Here is a 22424-nt window from a genome sequence, read left to right as displayed (position 1 = left end):
TAGATGAATTATTCAATTGTATTTTATATCATAGGCTGGATCCTGAATTTTGAGGCGGCTTTTATGGTGCTTCCGACGGTAGTGGCACTGATTTACCGTGAGTCAGAGGTATGGTGTTTTCTGGCAACGATGGCAGTATGCCTGATGGTTGGTATGCTTCTGGTACGCCGGAAACCGAAAAATCAGATCTTTTATGTGGCGGAGAGCTTTGTGGCGGTTTCTCTAAGCTGGGTTTTACTCAGTGTGATGGGAGCAGTGCCGTTTGTATTAAGCGGCTATATTCCAAATCCGATCGATGCCTTGTTTGAGACGGTATCGGGCTTTACGACGACCGGTGCAAGTATTCTGAGCAATGTGGAGCAGCTGCCGAAATGCTTATTATTCTGGCGGAGTTTTACGCACTGGATCGGCGGTATGGGCGTTCTGGTATTCCTTCTGAGTGTCCTGCCGATGGTGGGCGGTTCCCATATGAATTTGATGAAGGCGGAGAGCCCAGGACCCATCGTGAGCCGTCTCGTTCCGAAGGTTCAGATGACGGCGAAGCTGTTATACCAGATTTATCTGGGAATGACGATTCTTGAGGCTGTGATTCTGATTCTTGGGAAAATGCCGATTTTCGACGCGATCACGATCACGGTCGGAACAGCAGGTACGGGTGGTTTTGCAATCCGGAATGATAGTCTGGCGAGCTACACGGCATTTCAGAAAAATGTCGTGACGGTGTTTATGATTCTGTTCGGAGTGAACTTTAACTTTTACTTCTTTCTGCTGATGCGGAAGATGGGACAGGCCTTTAAAATGCAGGAGGTCCGGGCATATTTTCTAATCATTGCATCGGCGATTGGCATCATTACAGTCAATACGGTAGCACTCTGCGGCAATGCACTGCAGGCATTCCAGGATGCGGCATTCCAGGTCGGTTCGATTATCACGACGACCGGTTATGCCACGGTGGATTTTGATAAATGGCCGCAGCTTTCAAGAACGATTATGGTACTTTTGATGTTTATCGGCGCCTGCGCGGGCAGTACCGGAGGCGGTATCAAGGTGTCGCGTGTTTTGATTCTGCTTAAATCGGTAAAAAAGGAACTGAAACAGTACCTGCACCCGAGTGCAGTGGAGAAGATCAAAATGGATGGAAAGATCGTGGAGCATGAGGTTGTGCGCTCGACGAATGTGTTTATGGTTGCGTATGTGCTCATTTTTACGGTATCTGTTCTGCTGATTTCTCTGGATGAATACGATCTGGTGACGAATTTTACGGCGGTTACGGCTACGTTTAATAATATCGGACCGGGTCTGGCGCTGGTCGGACCGACCGGAAACTTTGGATTTTTCAGTAATTTCTCAAAAGTGGTTCTGATTTTTGATATGCTGGCAGGACGTCTGGAGATTTTCCCGGTACTTCTGCTGTTTTCAAGGGAAACCTGGAAGCGGTTCTAGGGAAGGAGAATGCGGATGGATATACTGTTCTTTTTAACGGGGTGTCTGGGACTGGCAGAGACAATTGATTTGTTCTGCGGCAAAGATTTCCTGATTTTTATATCGGATTCGATCGATCCGAAGAAATATAACCTGAAAAAGGTGTATGCGGTTGAAAAATGGCTGTTTGCGATTGATACGCTGTCGCTGTTTGGCATGGCGTTTCATCTGGGCGGCGGTACGGGCGATCTGGTGCTGGCGGCAGTTGTGCTGGTGACACTGTTCGCACATGTGTATGTGTTTAAGAGCCGGAACTTCCGGGTGTAAGTAGATAAAAGTGGGCGTGATGTGTCTGGCATGCGCCCATTTTTGCTGCCATGATGCAGAGAAAATGGCTGGTGGCTTGTTTTGGGACAGATGCTTGAAACGGCTGACAGTGTGGCTTCCGGGGAAGTGGGACACACTTTGCGTTGACAGGCATATGATATAGTATCAATGAAAAATGAAAAGGAGATTATCATATGTGTTGGTCTTGGGGTAATGGTTGTGGACACTGCGGAGGATGCGGCGGCTGTGGAAATAATGGATGGGGCTGGAATAGCTGTGGAAATAACGGAAGAAATTCCTATCGGAGAGGTTTCAACGATGGTTATGCAATCGGCTATCGGGATGGCTATGATGCCGGAAGAGACAGCCAGTCTGGTTGCGGCTGCGGCAATAATGGCGGCTGTGGCTGCGGAAACTAGAGAGGGCGATTCAATTTGCACGAGGTGTGAACTGAGGGAAAGAAAGCCGGGCGGTGAGAGCTGCCCGGCTTTCTTCCCTTCAGTTATTAAGAACTCTAAGAATACGCTAAAAATCGGGGCAACAGGATTTGAACCTGCGACCTCTCGGCCCCCAGCCGAGCGCGCTACCAAGCTACGCCATACCCCGAAAATAAATCATAGCTGTACTTTGCCAAATGTTCAGCTGACATATACCGCCATTTGTTGAAATATTATATGCATGATACCAGGGTCAAAAGGTCAGAAGTTCGACGCAAGCTTGCTTGCAGGAGAATTTTTGACCTTGGGACCCGCCAAAAACATGAGTAAGTAGCCATTTTTCAAAGAAAAATGAGCGAATTGCGAATGTTTTTGAGAATTGCGGGAGCACGCAGTGCAGAGCAATTCGGTATCAGAGGGGTCAAAAGCTTTTGCCCTCAACATCATATGCGTATCATTATATCAAAATTACATCAAAAATCAACTATGACTTCTAAATTTTCGCTGCCGGATGTTTGTTTTTTGATGTAATTTTGATGGTTGAGTGGAATTTTACGAATCAATGGAATGGATCAACAGAATGAAAATTTTCCCAATATTGACTCCAAATTTGAAAAATGGTATGATGAAAACGTGGATAATTAAAAGAAAAGGTCATAGCAGAGTCTTCGGCTGTGACCTTTTGTAGTAACCAACCCCAAGGAGAACATCATGATAAGTTTTGACCTCGACATGACCCTCTTAGACCACCGGACGGATCAGATCACACCGAGTGCGCTGGAGGCGATTGAAAAGCTGCGCCCGAAGCACAGGATTGTGCTGGCAACGGGGCGCGATATGGATAATTATTACAGTACATCGTACCGGGACATCGTCCGTCCGGATGCGATTGTACATATGAACGGGACGAAGATCACAGTGGGAGATAAGCTGCTGTTTGAGCACATCTTTGATCCGAAACTCCTGCGCCGGGTGCTGAGTTTTTGCGATGAAAAGGGCTTCGGAATCGGCATGACGGTGGGGAATGAAGATTACTATATCCATCCGGAGATCATTGCGGCTAATGATATCCGCTTCTGGGGAAGCTGCGGGCGGCAGTTCCAGGATCCGTGGAAGATGCTCACGATGCCGGTCCGGACACTGGCGTTTGTCGGCAGCCGTGAACAGGTGAAGGAGATGGAACGGGAATTTCCGACCCTGAAATTGCCGATGTTTGCGAGCGGACATGGCGCGGATGTGGTCGAGAAAGGCAATTCCAAGGCGGACGGACTCCGCAGGCTGGCGGTGTATTTTGGAGAAAAAGAAGATCTCTCCGATACAGTGGCATTTGGCGACAGCATGAATGATATTGAGGTTGTGCAGGAAGCCGGCATCGGCGTGGCGATGGGAAATGCAGTGGATGCGCTTAAAAAAGTAGCTGATTACGTGACGGCACCGATCGGGGAAGATGGAATTTATAAAGCGTGCGAACACCTTCATTTATTTTAAAGAAGTTATTTTCCTATTTTACCTGTTCCCATTTTCCTATATAAATGATATAATAGCTACCAAACGGTTATTGTCCACAGGTGAGTTTCTTTGAGTAGAAATTTCATGCAGTACAATAACAAGAAATGACTTAAAAGGCGCGTGCCTGCAAGCTTTGACTAAAAGGATGAACTGCGGCTGCAGAAATCGGCAGTGCGGCAGGGAACCGGACACGCACCGGGAAAAAAGAGAGGATGTAACAGATGGAACATTTAATTACTCCGGCTGGTTATAAACCGGTATTGGATTTGAGAGAAACACAGGTTGCTATCAAGGAAATCAAGGACTTTTTTCAGAGAGAACTGGCAAAACAGCTCAATCTGACCCGTGTGTCCGCACCGCTTTTTGTACTGCCGGAATCTGGTCTGAACGATAACTTAAACGGCGTAGAGCGCCCGGTATCCTTTGGAATTCTGGAGCAGAAGGATCGGAAGGCTGAGATTGTACATTCTCTCGCCAAATGGAAACGTCAGGCATTAAAAGAGTACGGATTTCAGGAAGGTGAAGGCCTTTACACCGACATGAGCGCGATCCGTCGTGATGAGGATACAGACAACATCCATTCCATTTATGTGGATCAGTGGGACTGGGAGAAGATCATCAGTAAAAAAGATCGTACCCGTGAGACACTGGAATCCATTGTCCGTTCGGTTTACAAGGCACTGAAAGTGACCGAGGACTATATGGCATATGAGTATGAGTACATTGGACGTTATCTTCCGGAAAATATCACATTTGTGACGACCCAGGAGCTGGAAGATATGTATCCGGATTGCACACCGAAGGAGCGCGAGTACAAGATTGCGAAGCTGCACGGTGCGGTATTTATCGAGCAGATTGGTGACAAGATGAAATCTGGTGAGAAGCACGATGGTCGTGCCCCGGACTATGATGACTGGAAATTAAACGGCGATATTCTGGTATATTATCCAGTTCTGGATATCGGACTGGAGCTTTCTTCCATGGGTATCCGTGTTGATGAGGATTCCCTGAAAGAGCAGCTGGTAAAGGCGGGATGTGAGGAACGCGCGGAGCTGCCATTCCAGAAAGCAGTTCTGGAGGGAGAGCTTCCGTATACAGTCGGCGGCGGTATCGGTCAGTCCCGTATCTGTATGTTCTTCCTGCGGAAAGCACATATCGGAGAGGTGCAGGCGTCGATCTGGCCGGACGGTGTGCGCGCAGAGGCAGAGGCTCACAACATTCATCTGCTGTAAAAATAAAATTGATGAAAAGCTGCCCGGGAAAGTGATTTTCTGCGGCAGTTTTTTGTGTAATAAGAAATTCATTAGAATTCCCTATTACACAAAAAGGCACATTCTTTTTATGTAATGGGAAGCCCATAGAATGAGAGGATAGGATATTTATATGGCGGATCATATCTATGATTTAATTATTATCGGTGCGGGACCGGCGGGATATACGGCAGCGCTGCGTGCGGCGGCGATGGGGATGGATGCAGTCCTGATCGAGAAAAAAGCGCTGGGCGGCTCATGCGTCAATACCGGCTGTATTCCTGCCAAGGCGCTTCTGCAGGCGACGGCAGTCTACCGGGATATGTTGAAAGCATTCCGGTTTGGCATCGTGGCGGAGAAGGTCAGCTTTGACTGGCGGCAGATGCAGATTTATAAAAATGAGTCCGTGGAATCATTCCGCTCAATGATTCAGGGAATGTTAGAAAAAGCGGAGGTGGAGATGATTCACGGCGATGCGCGCCTGCATGCGGATAATGTGGTGCGTGTGACGACCTCCAAAGGCGCATTGACGCTGAAAGGAAAAAATGTGATTCTGGCAACCGGTTCCAGCCCTGTGATTCCGGATATCCCGGGAATTGATCTGCCGCAGGTTATGACAAGCCGTGATATTCTGCGGATGGATGACTGGAATTTTGACTGTCTGACGGTCATCGGCGGCGGTGTCATCGGTGTGGAGATCGCGACGATCTTCGCGGCGCTCGGTTCCCGCGTGACGCTTTTGGAGCAGGCAAACCGTCTGCTGGAGTCGATGGATCCGATGATTTCCGAGCAGATGGAAGCAAATCTGCGTTCTAAGGGTATTGAAGTCCACTGCAATGTACAGGTCATGGAGATCAAGGATCGCGGCAACGACACGGTGTCGGTCAATTACCGTTGTGAGCGCGGCTGGAAGGAAAGCCCGGCGGACCGCGTGCTGGTGGCAGTCGGCAGACGCCCGAATATGTCGAAGGTTCTGGCGGACGATTGTCAGGTACAGCTGGAAAATGGGCGTCCGCTCATCAAGGGAACCTACCGCACGACGCAGGAAAATGTCTATGCGATCGGCGATACCGTGGCGCGGAAACGTCTTGCCCATGTGGCAGCGTCCCATGCGGCTTATCTGGTCGAAAACCTGGCGGGACGCGGACACCGGATGCAGCTTTCGGTCGTGCCGAACGGTATGTATGTCGTGCTTCCGGTTGTGCCGACCTGTATTTATACGGAGCCGGAGATTGCGGCGGTTGGATTTACGGAAAATGACGCCCGCCTTTATAATATGAAGATCAAGTGCGGTGTGGCATATATGACGGAAAATGGAAAAGCGCTTCTGGCGAGAAACAGCCGCGGTTTTGTGCGCCTGATTTTTGAGGCGTATACCAACACGCTGATCGGGGCGCAGATCATGTGTGCGCGTGCGACGGACATGATCGGAGAGATGGCAACGGCGATCGCCAACGGTCTTACGGCATATCAGCTCTCGACGGCGATGCGCGCGCATCCGACGTACAGTGAGGCGATCACGGAGGCGATCAAAGATGCGTTGAAAAATGGATAATAGAGAAACAACAGGAGGCAGAAAAATGGGACGTGAGGTTCGGGCGAGAATTGAACAGCTTCGCGAGAAGATGGCGGAGCGTGGAATGGACGCATATCTGATTCCAACATCGGATTTCCATGGCTCGGAATACGTGAGCGGGTATTTCAAATGCCGGAAATATATGACAGGCTTTACCGGTTCGGCGGGAACGGCGGTCATTACGATGGAGGACGCAGGTCTCTGGACGGATGGCAGATATTTTGTGCAGGCGGCAGCAGAGCTTTCCGGCAGCGGGGTGGAACTTTACCGCTCCGGTCAGGAGGGCGTGCCGACGACGCTGGAATTTTTGAAAAAACATATGCCGGAACAGGGTGTTCTGGGTTTTGACGGCAGAGTGGTCGATACGGCCGAGGGCGAGCGCATCGCGAAAGCACTGTCCGGGAAAAAGGTACGCATTTCGGAGGGTGAGGATCTGGTTGGAAACATCTGGGACGACCGCCCGGCGCTTCCGATGAACCCGGTCTGGATTCTGGAAGAGAAGTATGCGGGAAAATCGGCGGAGGAGAAGATTGCAGATCTGCGCGGGGAGATGAAAAAGCGTCAGGCGACGGTGCATCTGCTGACGAGTCTTGATGATATCGCGTGGCTTTTAAATATCCGGGGTGATGACATTGTACATACGCCGGTTGTATTGTCCTACTTGATTGTAACAAAACAGGAATTATTCCTCTTTATTCATGAGAAGACGCTGAACGAAGAAGTACGTGCCTATCTGCATGGACTGGGCGTTCGGATCATGCCATATGAGGCGGTATACCAGATTGCATCCGCATTCCGCTATGAGCGAGTTTTATTGGAAAAGTCGAAGATCAATTACCGTCTGTTCCGGTGCCTGGATGCGAGCGTGAAAGTGATCGAGGCGATGAATCCGACGGCAGCGGCAAAAGCAGTCAAAAATTCAGTGGAACAGGAAAATATGCGCCGTGTGCATGTGCAGGACGGTCTGGTATTGACCCGTTTCCTGCGCTGGGTGAAGGAACATGCAGGCGAAAAAGGACTGGACGAGTGGACCGCAGGGGAATATCTGGATAAGCTGCGCCTGGAACAAAAAAACTGCCTGGATATGAGCTTTACGACGATCTCTGCGTGGGGACCGAACGCGGCGATGTGCCATTATACGGCCTCTGAGACAGAGAAGAGCAGTGTGCCGAATAAGGGGCTGTATCTGGTCGATTCCGGCGGACAGTATTATGAGGGAACGACGGATGTGACGCGTACCATCGCGGTCGGACCGATCACGCAGGAAGAAAAACGCTGCTGTACGCTGGTGGCGTGTTCGATGCTGCGTCTGCTGGATGCGAAGTTTATGTATGGCTGCCGCGGTATCAACCTGGACTATATTGCGCGCGAACTCCTGTGGAGAAACGGTCTGGATTTCAACCATGGAACAGGGCATGGTGTCGGCTATCTGGGATGTGTGCATGAGCGCCCGAATTCCATCCGATGGAGGCTGCTCACATCGCCTGCTGAAAATGCGGTTCTGGAGGAAGGCATGGTTACCTCCGATGAGCCGGGGCTTTATCTGGAAGGAAAATTTGGCATCCGGACGGAGAATCTGATGCTCTGTGTGAAGGATGTGAAGAATGAATTTGGTCAGTTCATGAAATTTGAAAACCTGACCTGGGTTCCGATCGATCTGGACACGATCGATGTATCGCTTATGGAAGCGCGCGACCGCGAGCTTTTGAACGCGTACCATAAGGGCGTGTATGAGAAGCTGTCTCCGTATATGATGGAGGAAGAGAAGATGTGGCTGGCAGAGGCGACGCGAGCAATTTAGAAGAGGAAAACAAGGAAGATACGGCAGTAAAACATTAAAAAAGCGGTTAAAAACCGGCATAGATAAAAGATGCCGGATATAAACTGTAAATGACCATGTAAAATAAATGCGAGGCTGCGTGTATGCGCTATCATTCGTTCGACCGTGTCCGAATCTGTGAGACAACTGGAATGCAGGACGGCTATCTGCGGATCGATGTGGTAAACAGTGAAAACAATTTTCCAATTAAGGGAGCAGAGGCTTCGATCAGCTATGGAGAATCAGGACAGACGCAGGAAGTGCTTAGAACCAATTTATCCGGGCAGACGGAGGAGATTGCGGTAGCGGCGCCTCCTGCGTTGCTTTCACTGGAAGAACAGAACCGGGAAAAGCCGTATGCGGATTATACGGTGGAAGTGCGGGCAGAGGGCTATGGGCCGGTGAAGGTAAAGGGAACGGAGGTGCTGGCGGGCGTGCTGGCAGTCCAGCCGATCCGGATGATTCCGCTTCCGGCTCAGACCGGAGCGGAGGAGAATATCCAGATTCCGGACCATACCTTATATGGTTCCTATCCGCCCAAGATTGCCGAGGATGAGGTAAAACCAGTGCAGGAGAGCGGAGAGATCGTGCTGAGCCGCGTGGTGGTGCCGCAGACGATCGTCGTGCATGACGGTGCACCGACCAATGCCTCCGCAAAAGATTACTATGTGGCATACCGGGATTATATCAAGAACGTGGCATCGAGCGAGATTTATGCGACCTGGCCGCGCAGCACAATCGTCGCTAATGTGCTGGCAATCATGTCGTTTACGTTGAACCGGGTGTATACGGAGTGGTATCGGAACCAGGGCTACGATTTTACGATTACATCCTCAACGGCATTCGATCACAAATGGATTTACGGGCGCGATATTTTTGAGCCGATCTCAGAGGTGGTGGATGACATTTTTGACAACTATCTGTCCCGCCCCGGTGTGAGGCAGCCGATTCTGACGCAGTACTGCGACGGGCGGCGGGTGTCCTGCCCGGGCTGGATGACCCAGTGGGGATCCTGCAGTCTGGGAGAACAGGGATACAGCGCGATCGAGATATTGCGGCGCTTCTATGGAAATAGTATTTACATCAACACTGCGGAACAGATATCAGGAATCCCGATCTCCTATCCGGGGGAACCGCTTAAGGTGGGTTCCAGCGGCGATAAGGTGCGGCAGCTGCAGCAGCAGCTTGACGCGGTGGCGACTGTGTATACAGCGATCCCGCGGGTTACGCCGGACGGGATCTACGGATCCGGAACGGAGGCGTCCGTACGGGCGTTCCAGTCGGTGTTTGGACTTCCGCAGACGGGCGTGGTCGATTTTGCTACCTGGTACAAGATTTCTCATATCTATGTGGGGATCTCGCGGATTGCGGAGCTGAATTGAGTTGGAAATGGGATTTGCGGGAGAAGAATAACGAAAAGACATATGAATTCCTATAGGTGAAATATCTGTGAGCAGGATGCATACAGGAAACAGAGACAAAGAACATAAGAGGGGGGTGGATTGGATGAAAGATACCAGACGGGAAGAGGGAGTCAGACAACCCGGGGGGACTGGCCGGGCAAATGCGATCACAGAGGGAGTGATCTGGAAACAGCTTCTGCTATTTTTCTTCCCAATTTTATTTGGAACTTTTTTTCAGCAGCTCTATAATACGGCAGATGCGGTGGTAGTAGGCCGTTTTGTCGGAAAGGAAGCGCTGGCGGCGGTCGGCGGAAGCACATCGATGCTTACGAACCTGCTGGTTGGCTTTTTTGTAGGACTTTCTTCGGGTGCGACAGTTATCATCGCCCAGTTTTACGGGGCGGGACGCGGTCAGCGGGTCAGCGAGGCAGTCCACACGGCGATTGCCTTTTCGCTGCTGTGCGGTATCCTTATGACGGTTGGCGGACTCCTTTTTTCCGACACGGCGCTTCGCCTGATGGGGACGCCGGAGGATATCATGGACAATGCAAGCGGGTATCTGCACATTTATTTTGTCGGAATCACGGCGAACCTCTTATATAATATGGGTGCTGGAATCCTGCGGGCGATCGGTGATTCCAAAAGACCGTTCTATTTCCTTGTGATTAGCTGTTTTACAAACATTGCGCTCGATCTGTTGTTTGTAGTAGGACTTCGGATGGGCGTGCGTGGTGCGGCGGTGGCGACGATCCTTTCCCAGGTGGTCAGCGCGTGTCTGGTATTGGGAACGCTGATGCGTGCGGATGGCTCGTACCGGTTTGAGATCCGGAAAACGCGGATCACACCGGTGATTCTGGTGCGGATCATCCGGATTGGGTTTCCAGCTGGACTCCAGTCGGTTATGTATTCCTTTTCCAATCTCGTGATCCAGAGCAGCGTCAATGCACTGGGAACAGACACGGTGGCGGCGTGGGCTGCATATGGAAAGATCGACAGCACTTACTGGATGATCATTAATGCGCTGGGGATCTCCATCACGACCTTTGTCGGACAAAATTACGGCGCGGGGCGGCTGGACCGTGTGAAACGCAGCGTGTACGTCTGCCTGGGAATTTCCTGTATTATCACGGTGGGGCTGAGCACGATCCTGTATCTGACGGGCGGCTATATTTATCTGTTGTTCACAACGGATGCGGAGGTAATCGCGATCGGCATGAAGATTCTTCACTTCCTGGTGCCGGCATTTGTGACATACCTCTGTATTGAGATTTATTCCGGCGCACTGCGCGGTGTGGGAGACTGCTGGATTCCGATGATTATGACGGCGCTGGGCGTGTGCGTCCTGCGGGTTGTCTGGATCCTGATCGCTGTTCCGATCCGCCCGGATATCCTGACAGTAGTATTCAGCTATCCGCTGACCTGGACGATCACAACGGTTCTCTTTAATATTTATTATTATTTTTTCAGTGCGCTGAAAAAATGGAATGTGCCGCTTCCGTGGAAGAAAAAGAGGCGGGAGCTTCATAACCTGTAAATAGTTATGCATGGTTTCGAAAATGATTGACAAAACGGGGTGGTACTGGATTTTTTTCAGAAAGTGTGATATTCTTATGTTACAAAAGATAGGTGACAGTGTTTCTTCCTGGATGGATGCCGCGCAAGCGGCAGATAAAACGGAGATTCGAAACAGAGGGCAGAGGCACTTGCCGCTGGTCAGAAAGAGAGGCAGAATTATGGGCTATGAACCAATGAATGAGTCCTGGCAGATGGCGGGGGAACGCCATGAGACACTGGGACAGTATGTGGCGAAGACATATTTATGGATGTTTGCAGGGCTTCTTGTGACATTTGGCATCGCATTAGCCGGATACGTGACGGGAGCGATTTTGTATGTATTTCAGGTTCCGTATGCGACCCTCGCATTGACGGGACTGGAGCTTTTGACGGTGATCTGGCTGAGTGCCCGGATTCACAAGTTATCGGTGGGAGCGGCGAGAGGGCTGTTTCTATTCTATGCAGCTTTAAACGGCGTTGTTTTCTCGATGTATTTCCTGATCTTCGGTGTTGTGGAGATGGTGTTTGTATTTGCGGCGACCGCGCTGTTCTTCGGAATGATGGCGGGCGTCAGCCTGATCTTCAAGCTGGACTTGAGCGGAATCCGTCCATTGCTCGTTGGCGGACTGCTGTTTCTGATTCTCTTTGGTCTGCTTTCAATGTTTTTAAATCTAGGCAGCTTTGAGACAGTGCTCTGCTATGCCGGTATCGTGGTATTCTTAGGCTTTACCGCTTATGATACAACCAAGATCCGGGATAATTACCAGATTTTCTCCGCGGATCCGGAGCTGCTTCAGAAAGCATCGGTATTCTCAGCGCTGCAGCTGTATCTCGATTTTATCAACCTGTTTCTGTACATTATCCGCCTGATGAACCGGAATCGGAAATAGGAAAAAATCTTTCAGGAGAACAGAAGTTCCTTTGCAGGAATAAAGAAAAGTGGAATTTTGCGGAAAACTGAATATGCAAAAATGAAATGCCGGAACGGGGGAAAGCTTTGTTCCGGCATTATTGTGTTTTTCTGCTTGAAAATCCTGTTTTTGGCATGGACGGCTTCATTCTTTTAGCAGAAAGGGAAGCATTCTGTAATAAATTTGACAGATTTTATTTAAAGTTTCTCTATTGAAGTGGATGGGGAGTATCTGTTAAACTAGATTATAATAGGGAAAGTCCTGCTGTTGGTTACACAGTGTGTGGATGAACCATATCTGTTTCGCATATGCCCCCGCCGGATCAGGCGGGGAAATGTATATAAAATGGTGAACAGACAACAGGAATAAAAGGATAATCAAGGAGGTTTTTTGGCATGAATCGGAATAGAGTGAACAAAAAAAGGATGGGGGGCGCGCGTGTGCTTTCACGGGCAGCGGCTGGCATGCTGGCAGCAGCGCTGTGCTTTCAGCCGATGACAGCGCTGGCAGGACCGGCGGGAGATTCTTCTCTTACATCGTCATCCTCGAATGCGGGGCCGGGCGGCGGTTCGGTCAGCTCCAATTCGGGAAGTACAGGCAGCTCTGGCGGTTCGACTTCTGTTTCCAATGGAGGTGTGAGCGCGGTCACATCGGGGCTTGGCGTGTACCGGGTGACGGAGAATGAGGGGATCGGTGCGATTGCGCGCGGCGTGGATGTGTCTTACTGGCAGCAGAATGTAAATTGGAGCCAGGTGGCATCGGATAATGTACAGTTTGCGATGCTGGCAACCCGGTTCCGCGGTAATGTGGATCCGTTTTTCGCTATGAACGCGGCAAATGCGAGCCAGGCAGGGCTGCGGCTGGGCGCGTACATTTATTCGTATGCGACTTCGGTCGAAATGGCGCAGCAGGAGGCGGATTTTGTCCTGAATCTTATCAAGGATTATCCTATCTCCTTCCCGGTTGTCTTTGATGCCGAGGATGCTAATACGCTGGGAACTCTGACGCAGTCTCAGGTCAGCGATGTGATCAACGCGTTCTGTAAGCGGATTCAGGATGCAGGATATTATCCGATGGTCTATGCAAATGAATACTGGATTGCCAATAAGATCGATATGTCGAAGATTTCGTATGATATATGGGTGGCAAAATACCAGCAGAAGTATACATATTCAAAGACCTCGATGTGGCAGGCGTCCAACACCGGTTCGGTCAAGGGCGTGAACGGCAATGTGGATATTGATTATCTGTATAAAGATTATACGCAGATCATTCCGGGCAATACCTGGCGGACGATCGCGGGGAACCGTTACTATTATCAGAACCATGTGATGCAGAAATCGGCGTGGATTAACGATGGTCAGAATTGGTACTATATGAATGCGGCGGGCAATCCGTCTAAAGGATGGCTGGAGCTTTCAGGCAAAAAGTATTATCTGGAGGCGGATGGTCATATGATTACCGGCTGGAAGACACTGGACGGCGGCTGGCGTTATTTTGATGCATCGGGCGAGCAGGCGACGGGCTGGCGTGCGGTTGATGGGAGCTGGTATTTCATGGCGGACAATGGTCTGATGCAGATGGGCTGGCTGGAGACGGGCGGCAAGAAATATTATCTGAACGCATCCGGCGCGATGCAGGCGGGCTGGCAGAACCTGGGCGGAAGCTGGTATTACTTTGACGGCTCCGGCGCCATGACGACGGGCTGGCAGGCAGTCGGCGGAAAGTGGTATTACATGAACGAGTCCGGCGTGATGCAGACCGGCTGGCTGGATCTTGGCGGTAAGAAATATTACCTGGATGCCAGCGGCGCGATGTACGCAGGTATTACGTTCGAGATGGATGGAAATACCTGGCAGGCAGCGGCAGACGGAAGCTGCACGGTAGTTCTGCCGGAGGAGAATGCGGCGGGAAATGGCGGTTCGACGGATGGACAGACTCCGACAACCGGAAGCCAGTCACCGGTGCAGTCGTCCGGTCCGGCAGGGGTATAATATAAATATGATTTGAACCAGTACCCAGATATTGGAGCTGATTCAGTTAAAAAAATGAAAAAGTAAACAAATTCGAACGGAAATAACTTGCTTTTTTGCCGACCTCATTATACAATGTTAAACAGGCAAAAAAATGGACTTGCTTATGGGATGGAGGAAACCAGCATAAGTAATCTGGCATAACATGACGTTTCAAACTGCTATATCAACTGTATGTGCAAGATAAGCTGCGGCTGTTCCGGTGCGGATTTGACGAAAGATGCGAGGCTCTTCTGGCTGCAAATTAGGAAGAGCCTCGGTATGCGTTATATCGGCAAAAGCGCAGAATCGGGATGGCGGGCACAGAAGTAGTGCGAAAGCGGGGCGTTTGTCAGCAGGAAACTGTGAAAGCAGTGGTTCGCAGGCAGACAGCTGCGCTAAGACGCAGGCAGGGAAAGGTCGGAGAATGCAGATTCCGGATTTAGTACTGCATGGAAGCAGCGTGTTTTTACATATTGTATAATGATTATATAATCAGAACCGTCGGCGGAGTTGTAGTGCTAAAAAAGGGATGTCAGTGCGGCTGGCTGCCGGAATCATTTCCGGAAACAGGGATGAGGGCAGTGTTTGTCATCAGTCAGGCACCGGACAGCGCTTATGTGAGAATCGAATAACAAGTCAGTGGTACAGATGTTTATGTATGCATGGCTATTAAAGTCGGATTCGCATAGACGGAAGTGCATGCCATTTATGTATGCAGAGGAGATTGTACAATCCTCTGTTGCCGCAGCGTGTCAGATGGAGAATTCCCGGAGTGGATGACAAGCTCTGGAAATTTTGCAAAAACACCTGCAAACACAGATAGGTGGGAAGTATCACGGATGGCGCCATGAAAGAAACATGGATGCTGTCAGGATATGATTCACGAAGAAAGAGGGACGTCCGTCAAAGCATGGAACGATCTAATTACGAGGTGACACATTTATGAAACAGAATATGAAAAGAATGCTGCTTGTACTTTGCATGGCAGTCTGCTTTTTCGCTCTGTCCGCCTGTGGTAGCGCTTCTGAAGAAGCGGTAGAGCCGATTTCTCCGGAGATCGAGCAGACCATGAGCGATGGCGCTAAGAGCTATCTGGAGCAGTTCGCCAGCTACAGTGACGAAGATCTGGCAGCACAGCTGAAACAGGCTGAGAAGCAGAAAAACACAGTCATTGAGTCTGCAATTTCTTCCTGGACCAGTTCTAAGGACGATTTAGGCAAGATGGGTGAGATTCAGAGCGTGACCGTAGAGCGCGCCGATGATGACAGCTACACAGCAGTTGTTCAGGCTTCCTTTGAGAAGAGAAACTTGACTTTCTCCCTGACCGCTGAGGAGAGCGTAAGCAGCTACGGCGGTACTTCTCTGGTACCGACTGAGTTATCCTTTGTTGTAAACTACAGCTTCGGTGAGAAGATGGAGAAGGCAGCATTAAATACCCTGATGGGTATGGGTACCGTATTCCTGGTACTGATCTTCATCAGTTTAATTATCAGCAGCTTCAAGAAGGTTAACGAGATTGAGGCAAATGTAAAGGCTAAAAAAGCAGGAGCAGAGGCACCGGCAGCAGCACCGGCACCTGTACAGACTGCAGCACCGGCAGCAGCGCCGGCACGTACCGCAGCACCAGCAGCAGGCAATGCGGCAAACGATGGAGAACTGGTAGCAGTTATCACTGCAGCGATCGCAGCAGCAACCGGCGTACCGGCAGACAGCGTAAATATCCGCTCCATTACACGTAAATAATCATCGATAAAATCTGGAGGAATTTAAAATGAAGAATTATACTATCACCGTAAATGGTACAGCATATCAGGTAACCGTAGAAGAAGGATTTGCAGGCGCAGCAGCACCGGCTCCAGCAGCAGCTCCAGCACCGGCAGCAGCTCCGGCTCCAGCAGCAGCACCGGCAGCAGGCGGCGTAACCATCACATCCCCGATGCCAGGTAAGATCCTTGGTATTAAGGCAGCAGCTGGCACAGCTGTAAAACGTGGTCAGGTTATCCTGCTTCTGGAAGCTATGAAGATGGAGAACGAGATCGTAGCTCCTCAGGACGGTACCGTTGCCAGTGTTAATGTTGCAGTAGGCGATATGGTAGAACCGGGCGCAGTTCTTGCTACATTAAACTAATCTAATTTTTATAAAACTGGCTGAAAAAATACGGGATATGTTATTCCGTTTGGAGGAATTAATATGGAATATATAACAACTACATTGTCCAATCTTCTTCAGCAGACAGCATTCTTAAACCTGACATTTGGAAACATCGTTATGATTTTCGTAGCGCTGATTTTCCTGTATCTGGCAATCGGAAAAGGATTCGAGCCGTTACTGCTTCTTCCGATTTCCTTTGGTATGCTGCTTGTAAATATCTATCCGGATATTATGAGATCGATTGAAGACTCATCGAACGGAGTTGGTGGACTTTTACATTACTTTTATTTACTGGATGAGTGGAGTATCTTACCATCCCTCATCTTCATGGGTGTCGGTGCGATGACAGACTTCGGTCCGCTGATCGCTAACCCGAAGAGCTTCCTGCTCGGTGCAGCTGCTCAGTTCGGTATCTACGGCGCTTACTTCATGGCTATCTTCATGGGATTCAACGATAAGGCTGCGGCTGCTATCTCCATCATCGGTGGTGCAGACGGCCCGACCTCTATCTTCCTGGCAGGTAAACTTGGTCAGACAGGTCTGATGGGACCGATTGCCGTAGCAGCTTACTCCTACATGGCTCTGGTTCCGATTATCCAGCCGCCGATCATGAAACTCCTTACCACCAAAGAGGAGAGAGAGATCCGTATGGAGCAGCTTCGTCCGGTATCCAAACTGGAGAAGATTCTGTTCCCGGTTGTTGTTACAATCGTTGTCTGCATGATTCTGCCGACAACTGCTCCGCTGGTTGGTATGCTTATGCTTGGTAACCTGTTCCGTGAGTCTGGTGTTGTTAAGCAGCTGACAGAGACTGCTTCCAACGCCCTGATGTACATCGTCGTTATCTTCCTGGGTACTTCCGTAGGTGCTACTACCAGTGCAGAGGCTTTCTTAAACCTGGATACCATCAAGATCGTAGTTCTGGGTCTGATTGCATTCGCTCTGGGTACTGCAGCAGGTGTTATCTTCGGTAAGATTATGTGCAAGGTAACTCATGGTAAGGTAAACCCGCTGATCGGTTCCGCAGGTGTATCTGCAGTTCCGATGGCAGCACGTGTATCCCAGAAGGTTGGTTCTGAGGCAGATCCGAGCAACTTCCTTCTGATGCACGCAATGGGACCGAACGTAGCTGGTGTTATCGGTACTGCCGTAGCAGCAGGTACATTCATGGCTATCTTTGGCGTGAAATAGGATCGAGCAGATTTATTCTGAATAATGTATTTATATAGTAGGGTGGGATTCTTCGGGATTCTGCCCTATTGTTATATGCAAACGTCGGTTGCTGTTCGCAGGTAGGAATTTTCTGAACTGAAAATCCCGTTGCTGGGCACACGTGTGTGAACAGTAACAAACGTCGTTTTTTGTCGAATTTAATCGGTCGAAATAGTTTGCTTTTTGCTGGTGGAAGACGTAAAATGACAGTGAAGTAAGGAGGAATGGCACTAGAGAATAGAAAAGGAGAATGCATAGGATGGCGGATATGAGAGAAGAATTAGTTCAAAAGATTGAACGGGCAAGACAGCAGCTGAATCAAAATATTGACACAAAGGCAGCATATGACACAATTTATCACTACAGTGTGGAGCTTGACAAACTCTTAAATCAGTATATCGGGCTGGAGACGGAGACTGAAAGAGGGCTGGAGACGGCGCTATAAAATAAGAGTGGAAATAGAAACAAATATAGATAAGTACAGAAAACTCAGGTACATGTGTTCGGAAAAAGAACCGGTGCCTGAGTTTTCTGATTTTTTTTCGATTTAGACCTTGCCATTTTGATGGGCATGTACTAAAATAAACATAACAAGTGGTAGAAAGTGGTGAAAAGTGGAACGAAATGGATTTTCGGGACACAAAAGTGGTACACATCGGATGACGGGTGATTGATATGTTCATGGGAGAATACAATCATACAATCGATGCGAAGGGACGTTTGATCGTTCCGTCGAAGTTCAGGGAACAGCTTGGAGACGAATTTGTGGTGACAAAGGGGTTGGATGGCTGTCTTTTTGTGTACGATAACACCGAGTGGAAAAAGTTCGAAGAGAAGTTACAGGCACTCCCACTTACCAATCAGAATGCCAGAAAATTCTCCCGTTTCTTTCTGGCAGGTGCCTCGGCGTGTGAGGTGGATCGTCAGGGACGAATCCTGCTTCCTTCGGTTCTGCGGGATTTTGCAGGACTCGAGAAGGAGGTTGTTCTGGTCGGCGTCGGAAGCCGGATCGAGATCTGGAACAAGGCGACCTGGGCGGAGAAGAATGTCTATGATGACATGGAAGAGATTGCAGAAAATATGGAAGGCCTTGGCATATGATATTTAATCACAAATCAGTATTATTAAATGAGACGGTTGACAGTCTCTGTGTAAAGCCCCAGGGTATCTATGTGGATGGGACACTGGGAGGCGGCGGTCACGCGAGCGAGGTGGCGGCACGGCTGGGAGACGGCGGACGCCTGATCGGGATTGATCAGGATGCTGACGCGATTGCGGCTGCGTCAGAACGTCTGGCTCCCTTTGGAGATAAGATAACCGTTGTGCGGAGCAATTATGAGCGGATTGCACAGGTGTTAGATGAGCTGGAGATTCCGCAGGTGGATGGAATTTATCTGGATCTGGGTGTTTCTTCCTTCCAGCTTGACACAGCGGAACGGGGATTTACCTATCGCGAGGACGATGCGCCGCTGGATATGCGGATGGATCAGAGAAATGAGCAGACCGCGAAGGACATCGTCAATACCTACAGTGAAATGGAACTGTACCGGATCATCCGGGACTACGGTGAGGATCGGTTTGCGAAGAATATTGCAAAACACATCGTTCAGGCACGACAGAAAAAAGAGATTGAGACGACAGGCGAGTTGACGGAGATCATCCGGGCATCGATTCCGGCAAAGGTCCGGGCGACCGGCGGTCATCCGGCAAAGCGTACGTTTCAGGCGATCCGGATCGAGTTAAACCGGGAACTGGATGTGCTGGAAGATTCGATCGATACGATGATTGAGCGCCTGGCACCGGGCGGACGGCTTTCGATCATTACGTTCCATTCCCTGGAAGATAGAATCGTAAAGAACCGTTTCCGGACGAATGAAAATCCATGCATCTGCCCGCCGGATTTTCCGGTCTGTGTCTGTGGACGCAAAAGCCGCGGCAGGGTGATTACAAGAAAACCGATTCTTCCGACCGATCAGGAGATGGAAGAAAACCCGCGTTCCAAGAGCGCAAAGCTCCGGGTATTTGAAAAATCATAAACAAAAGCATAACTGCACCGCAGAACAGAGATCGTTTCAGGTGCGGGGGAGATAAAAGAGAGAAAAAGCGAAAGAGCAGGGAGGGAACGTTATGTCTGTCAGAAGGAGACAACATGTATCGGCCTCCACGTATGTGGACGGTAATACCGTGCGAAAAGTTCAGAGAACCGTGGAGATAAGACCAGAAAGAGATGAGAGAGAGGAGTACCGGCATAAACACGCCGTGCGCCGCAACCAGGAAAAGGCGCTTTACATGAACGGACCGTATGTGCTGGCGCTGACCATCGCTGCGCTGATCACGCTGGTTTTATGTATGAATTATCTGCATAAGCAGGCGTCGATCACGACCCGTATCAACCACATTGAGGATCTGGAGTTGAAACTGGAGAACCTGAAGTCCGAGAATGATGCACTTCAGACCCGGATTGACACGTATGTGGATCTGGATCATGTATATAAAGTGGCGACCGAAGAGCTCGGCATGGTATATGCAAATAAGGATCAGATTCTTTTATATGACAAGACGGAAAGCGAGTATGTAAGACAGTATGAGGACATCCCAAAACACTAACGGCAGACAGACCTTTCGGAAATATATGCAGGAAAAGCTGGCAATTACCGTCCTGGTAATTATGCTGGCTTTGTTTGCATTGGTGCTGGTGCTTTATAATCTGGTAAAAAGTAAGGGCGAGTCGTACAATCAGATAGTCCTGAGCCATCAGGACTATGAGAGCCGCACGATTCCCTATAAGCGCGGCAATATTATCGACCGGAACGGGACGTATCTGGCGATTAGCGAGAAAGTTTACAATCTGGTCATCGATCCGAAGCAGATTCTGGATACGGAGGAAAACTACCAGTATCTCGATGCCACGCTGGACGCGCTGGTGGAGTGCTTCGGTTACAAGCGGGACGAGCTGCAGGCGATGATCGAGGAGAAAAAAGACAGCCAGTATGTGATCTATGCGAAACAGCTTCCAGCGGAAGACAAAGAGAAGTTTGAGACTTATGAGAAGGACAAGAACAAGGAATACCGGGCGCTGCCGACGGAGGAAGGCGGCAACCAGCGTATCACGGGCGTATGGTTCGAGGAAGAATATAAGAGAACGTATCCGTACAATGAGCTGGCATGCAATGTGGTTGGTTTTGCCCTCAAGGATGGCAATGCATCCGGCGGTGTTGAACAGTATTATAATGATATCCTGAACGGTGTGAGCGGTCGTGAGTATGGTTATTTAAACGGCGATTCGAACGTCGAGCGAACGGTAAAACCGGCGCAGAACGGAAAGACGCTGGAGTTGACGATCGACGTCAACATCCAGAAGATTGTCCAGAAATATCTGGATGAGTGGCAGGCGGGCATTGGAAGTAATCTGGCGGCGGCGATCGTCATGGATCCGAACAGCGGTGAGATCCTGGCGATGGATACGACGACCCGTTACAATCTGAATGATCCGTACAATTTAAGCACCTACTATACGGATGAGGAAATCCAGGCGATGGATGAAAAGACGAAGTCCGAGGCGTGGTATAAAATGTGGAGAAACTTCTGCGTGAGCGACTCTTATGAGCCGGGTTCTCCACAGAAAGCATTTACGGTAGCCGGGGCGATCGAGGAAGGCGCGATTTCCGGAAACGAGGTCTTTGAGTGCGGCGGAAAACTGCATTTCGGAGACTGGGATATCCGGTGTGTTGCCCGAGCCGGCCACGGACCGCTGACGATCACACAGGGATTGATGAAATCCTGCAACGTCGTTATGATGCGTATTGTATCACTGGAGGGAAAAGAGAAGTTTGTCCAGTATCAGAAGATTTTCGGATTTGGCGAGAAGACGGGCATCGACCTTCCGGGCGAGGCGTCCGGTCTGATTTATCAGGCATCCAATATGGATCCGGCATCTCTGGCGACCAACGCATTTGGACAGAACTATAACTGTACGATGGTGCAGATGGCAGCTGGATATGCGTCCTTAATCAACGGCGGTTCCTATTATGAGCCGCATGTGGTAAAAGAGATTCTGAACGACGAAGGATCCGTTGTCAAATCCGTTTCCCCAAATCTGGTGCGAGAGACGGTTTCGGAATCGACCTCGAACTTCATTAATAATGCGCTTTACCAGACAGTATCAGGTGATGGCGGTACCGCGGGCGCGGCGGCAGTTGCTGGTTACGAAGTGGCTGGTAAGACAGGTACGGCGCAGAAGCAGCCGCGTGCGGAGAAGAATTATCTGGTTTCCTTTATCGGATATGCACCGGCATACAATCCGCAGGTACTCTGCTATGTGGTAGTAGATACCCCGCATCTGCCGGGCGAGCAGCAGGCACATTCGACTTTTGCCAGCGAGATTTTCAGCAAGATCATGGCGGAAGTCCTTCCATATAAGAATGTATTCCCGGCAGGAGGCGCGGCACAGGATCTCGAGACCAATCTTTCCAGCCAGAAAGAAGGCATTATAAGCGGCACAGCAACCGAGGATCCGAATGCAGCTGAAACACCGGCAGAGACGACTCCGGCTCCGGAGGGCGGCTGGGCGAACTACGATGAGGAATTTATCGATTCCGGAGACGAGTACAGCTATCCGGATACGATGGGAAATGTGCAGGATGAATCGGCGGCGGTTGGAAACGGAGAAACGTCTGGAACGGGCAGAGACACCGGAACAGCGGATAATGCCGGAGAAACGGCAGCTTCCCAGGAAGCGCAGGCAGCGGGAGATTAAGAATTGTGCCTGTCGGCAAGAGCTATCTATCTTGTGTGGAAAATACGTAACTGTTCACAGGTAGGAATTTTCTGAACTGAA

At 50.0% G+C, this 22424-nt stretch carries 19 protein-coding genes and 1 tRNA gene; 19 read left to right on the top strand and 1 reads right to left on the bottom strand.

Annotated features, from left to right (window positions below; translation table 11 throughout):
- The first annotated feature begins 3 nt into the window (after positions 1 to 3).
- From PG862_RS13495 to PG862_RS13485, 3 genes are all read left to right on the top strand, one after another.
- Positions 4 to 1443, top strand: a complete 1440-nt coding sequence (locus PG862_RS13495; RefSeq protein WP_117795212.1) for a TrkH family potassium uptake protein — start codon at positions 4 to 6, stop codon at positions 1441 to 1443.
- Between the two features lie 15 nt (positions 1444 to 1458).
- The gene (locus tag PG862_RS13490) at positions 1459 to 1749 is read left to right on the top strand and encodes a hypothetical protein (RefSeq protein WP_022359095.1); all 291 of its coding nucleotides are present in this window, start codon (positions 1459 to 1461) and stop codon (positions 1747 to 1749) included.
- Between the two features lie 194 nt (positions 1750 to 1943).
- Entirely contained in the window at positions 1944 to 2168 is a 225-nt protein-coding gene (locus tag PG862_RS13485; RefSeq protein WP_106999714.1) for a hypothetical protein, read from the top strand.
- A 113-nt stretch (positions 2169 to 2281) separates the two neighbouring features.
- Here the strand turns inward: PG862_RS13485 and PG862_RS13480 are convergent.
- Positions 2282 to 2355: transfer RNA gene (locus tag PG862_RS13480), tRNA-Pro, on the bottom strand.
- Between the two features lie 542 nt (positions 2356 to 2897).
- On the opposite strand from PG862_RS13480, the gene PG862_RS13475 reads away from it, so the two are divergent.
- The 16 genes from PG862_RS13475 (at position 2898) to PG862_RS13400 (ending at position 22343) form a co-directional block, all read left to right on the top strand.
- The gene (locus PG862_RS13475; RefSeq protein ID WP_270707759.1) at positions 2898 to 3674 is read left to right on the top strand and encodes an HAD family hydrolase; all 777 of its coding nucleotides are present in this window, start codon (positions 2898 to 2900) and stop codon (positions 3672 to 3674) included.
- Positions 3675 to 3916: 242 nt separating this feature from the next.
- Complete coding sequence (gene asnA / locus PG862_RS13470; protein ID WP_022360200.1) at positions 3917 to 4927, top strand: aspartate--ammonia ligase; 1011 nt, start codon at positions 3917 to 3919, stop codon at positions 4925 to 4927.
- Between the two features lie 151 nt (positions 4928 to 5078).
- On the top strand, positions 5079 to 6500 hold the full coding sequence (gene lpdA / locus PG862_RS13465) for a dihydrolipoyl dehydrogenase (protein ID WP_117795214.1): 1422 nt from the start codon (positions 5079 to 5081) through the stop codon (positions 6498 to 6500).
- Between the two features lie 25 nt (positions 6501 to 6525).
- Positions 6526 to 8322 carry an aminopeptidase P family N-terminal domain-containing protein gene (locus tag PG862_RS13460; protein ID WP_118467527.1) on the top strand — a complete coding sequence of 599 codons (1797 nt, stop codon included), beginning with the start codon at positions 6526 to 6528 and terminating at the stop codon, positions 8320 to 8322.
- Between the two features lie 122 nt (positions 8323 to 8444).
- Positions 8445 to 9722, top strand: a complete 1278-nt coding sequence (locus PG862_RS13455; protein ID WP_270252552.1) for a peptidoglycan-binding protein — start codon at positions 8445 to 8447, stop codon at positions 9720 to 9722.
- Positions 9723 to 9846: 124 nt separating this feature from the next.
- On the top strand, positions 9847 to 11277 hold the full coding sequence (locus tag PG862_RS13450) for an MATE family efflux transporter (RefSeq protein WP_118481735.1): 1431 nt from the start codon (positions 9847 to 9849) through the stop codon (positions 11275 to 11277).
- 199 nt (positions 11278 to 11476) lie between these two features.
- Positions 11477 to 12187 carry a Bax inhibitor-1/YccA family protein gene (locus tag PG862_RS13445; protein ID WP_107000382.1) on the top strand — a complete coding sequence of 237 codons (711 nt, stop codon included), beginning with the start codon at positions 11477 to 11479 and terminating at the stop codon, positions 12185 to 12187.
- Positions 12188 to 12603: 416 nt separating this feature from the next.
- On the top strand, positions 12604 to 14202 hold the full coding sequence (locus tag PG862_RS13440) for a GH25 family lysozyme (protein WP_270707755.1): 1599 nt from the start codon (positions 12604 to 12606) through the stop codon (positions 14200 to 14202).
- Between the two features lie 963 nt (positions 14203 to 15165).
- Positions 15166 to 15966, top strand: coding sequence for an OadG family transporter subunit (locus PG862_RS13435; protein ID WP_022360206.1), 801 nt, complete (start codon positions 15166 to 15168; stop codon positions 15964 to 15966).
- Positions 15967 to 15994: 28 nt separating this feature from the next.
- Entirely contained in the window at positions 15995 to 16351 is a 357-nt protein-coding gene (locus PG862_RS13430) for a biotin/lipoyl-containing protein (RefSeq protein ID WP_106999722.1), read from the top strand.
- A 63-nt stretch (positions 16352 to 16414) separates the two neighbouring features.
- Positions 16415 to 17566 carry a sodium ion-translocating decarboxylase subunit beta gene (locus PG862_RS13425; protein WP_022360208.1) on the top strand — a complete coding sequence of 384 codons (1152 nt, stop codon included), beginning with the start codon at positions 16415 to 16417 and terminating at the stop codon, positions 17564 to 17566.
- Between the two features lie 289 nt (positions 17567 to 17855).
- Positions 17856 to 18032: an aspartyl-phosphate phosphatase Spo0E family protein gene (locus tag PG862_RS13420; protein ID WP_233430133.1), complete on the top strand. Its 177-nt coding sequence runs from the start codon at positions 17856 to 17858 to the stop codon at positions 18030 to 18032.
- 230 nt (positions 18033 to 18262) lie between these two features.
- Positions 18263 to 18688, top strand: a complete 426-nt coding sequence (gene mraZ / locus PG862_RS13415; protein WP_022360210.1) for a division/cell wall cluster transcriptional repressor MraZ — start codon at positions 18263 to 18265, stop codon at positions 18686 to 18688.
- Positions 18685 to 19623: a 16S rRNA (cytosine(1402)-N(4))-methyltransferase RsmH gene (rsmH, locus tag PG862_RS13410; protein ID WP_022360211.1), complete on the top strand. Its 939-nt coding sequence runs from the start codon at positions 18685 to 18687 to the stop codon at positions 19621 to 19623. Before mraZ ends, rsmH begins: the two co-directional genes overlap by 4 nt.
- A gap of 91 nt (positions 19624 to 19714) precedes the next feature.
- Positions 19715 to 20194 carry an FtsB/FtsL family cell division protein gene (locus tag PG862_RS13405; RefSeq protein WP_022360212.1) on the top strand — a complete coding sequence of 160 codons (480 nt, stop codon included), beginning with the start codon at positions 19715 to 19717 and terminating at the stop codon, positions 20192 to 20194.
- Positions 20172 to 22343: a peptidoglycan D,D-transpeptidase FtsI family protein gene (locus tag PG862_RS13400; RefSeq protein WP_270707753.1), complete on the top strand. Its 2172-nt coding sequence runs from the start codon at positions 20172 to 20174 to the stop codon at positions 22341 to 22343. Before PG862_RS13405 ends, PG862_RS13400 begins: the two co-directional genes overlap by 23 nt.
- The last annotated feature ends 81 nt before the right edge of the window (positions 22344 to 22424 follow it).

Source organism: Clostridium fessum, from assembly GCF_027698965.1.
Taxonomy (GTDB): domain Bacteria; phylum Bacillota; class Clostridia; order Lachnospirales; family Lachnospiraceae; genus Otoolea; species Otoolea fessa.
This window is presented reverse-complemented; position numbering and strand designations above follow the sequence as displayed.

Coding starts and splice junctions, on each gene's coding strand:
- PG862_RS13460 (WP_118467527.1), top strand. CDS start 6,526: ATGGGACGTGAGGTTCGGGCGAGAATTGAACAGCTTCGCGAGAAGATG.
- PG862_RS13445 (WP_107000382.1), top strand. CDS start 11,477: ATGGGCTATGAACCAATGAATGAGTCCTGGCAGATGGCGGGGGAACGC.
- PG862_RS13495 (WP_117795212.1), top strand. CDS start 4: ATGAATTATTCAATTGTATTTTATATCATAGGCTGGATCCTGAATTTT.
- PG862_RS13400 (WP_270707753.1), top strand. CDS start 20,172: ATGAGGACATCCCAAAACACTAACGGCAGACAGACCTTTCGGAAATAT.
- PG862_RS13420 (WP_233430133.1), top strand. CDS start 17,856: ATGAGAGAAGAATTAGTTCAAAAGATTGAACGGGCAAGACAGCAGCTG.
- PG862_RS13450 (WP_118481735.1), top strand. CDS start 9,847: ATGAAAGATACCAGACGGGAAGAGGGAGTCAGACAACCCGGGGGGACT.
- PG862_RS13475 (WP_270707759.1), top strand. CDS start 2,898: ATGATAAGTTTTGACCTCGACATGACCCTCTTAGACCACCGGACGGAT.
- PG862_RS13455 (WP_270252552.1), top strand. CDS start 8,445: ATGCGCTATCATTCGTTCGACCGTGTCCGAATCTGTGAGACAACTGGA.
- PG862_RS13490 (WP_022359095.1), top strand. CDS start 1,459: ATGGATATACTGTTCTTTTTAACGGGGTGTCTGGGACTGGCAGAGACA.
- rsmH (WP_022360211.1), top strand. CDS start 18,685: ATGATATTTAATCACAAATCAGTATTATTAAATGAGACGGTTGACAGT.
- PG862_RS13440 (WP_270707755.1), top strand. CDS start 12,604: ATGAATCGGAATAGAGTGAACAAAAAAAGGATGGGGGGCGCGCGTGTG.
- PG862_RS13435 (WP_022360206.1), top strand. CDS start 15,166: ATGAAACAGAATATGAAAAGAATGCTGCTTGTACTTTGCATGGCAGTC.
- lpdA (WP_117795214.1), top strand. CDS start 5,079: ATGGCGGATCATATCTATGATTTAATTATTATCGGTGCGGGACCGGCG.
- PG862_RS13405 (WP_022360212.1), top strand. CDS start 19,715: ATGTCTGTCAGAAGGAGACAACATGTATCGGCCTCCACGTATGTGGAC.
- PG862_RS13485 (WP_106999714.1), top strand. CDS start 1,944: ATGTGTTGGTCTTGGGGTAATGGTTGTGGACACTGCGGAGGATGCGGC.
- PG862_RS13430 (WP_106999722.1), top strand. CDS start 15,995: ATGAAGAATTATACTATCACCGTAAATGGTACAGCATATCAGGTAACC.
- asnA (WP_022360200.1), top strand. CDS start 3,917: ATGGAACATTTAATTACTCCGGCTGGTTATAAACCGGTATTGGATTTG.
- mraZ (WP_022360210.1), top strand. CDS start 18,263: ATGTTCATGGGAGAATACAATCATACAATCGATGCGAAGGGACGTTTG.
- PG862_RS13425 (WP_022360208.1), top strand. CDS start 16,415: ATGGAATATATAACAACTACATTGTCCAATCTTCTTCAGCAGACAGCA.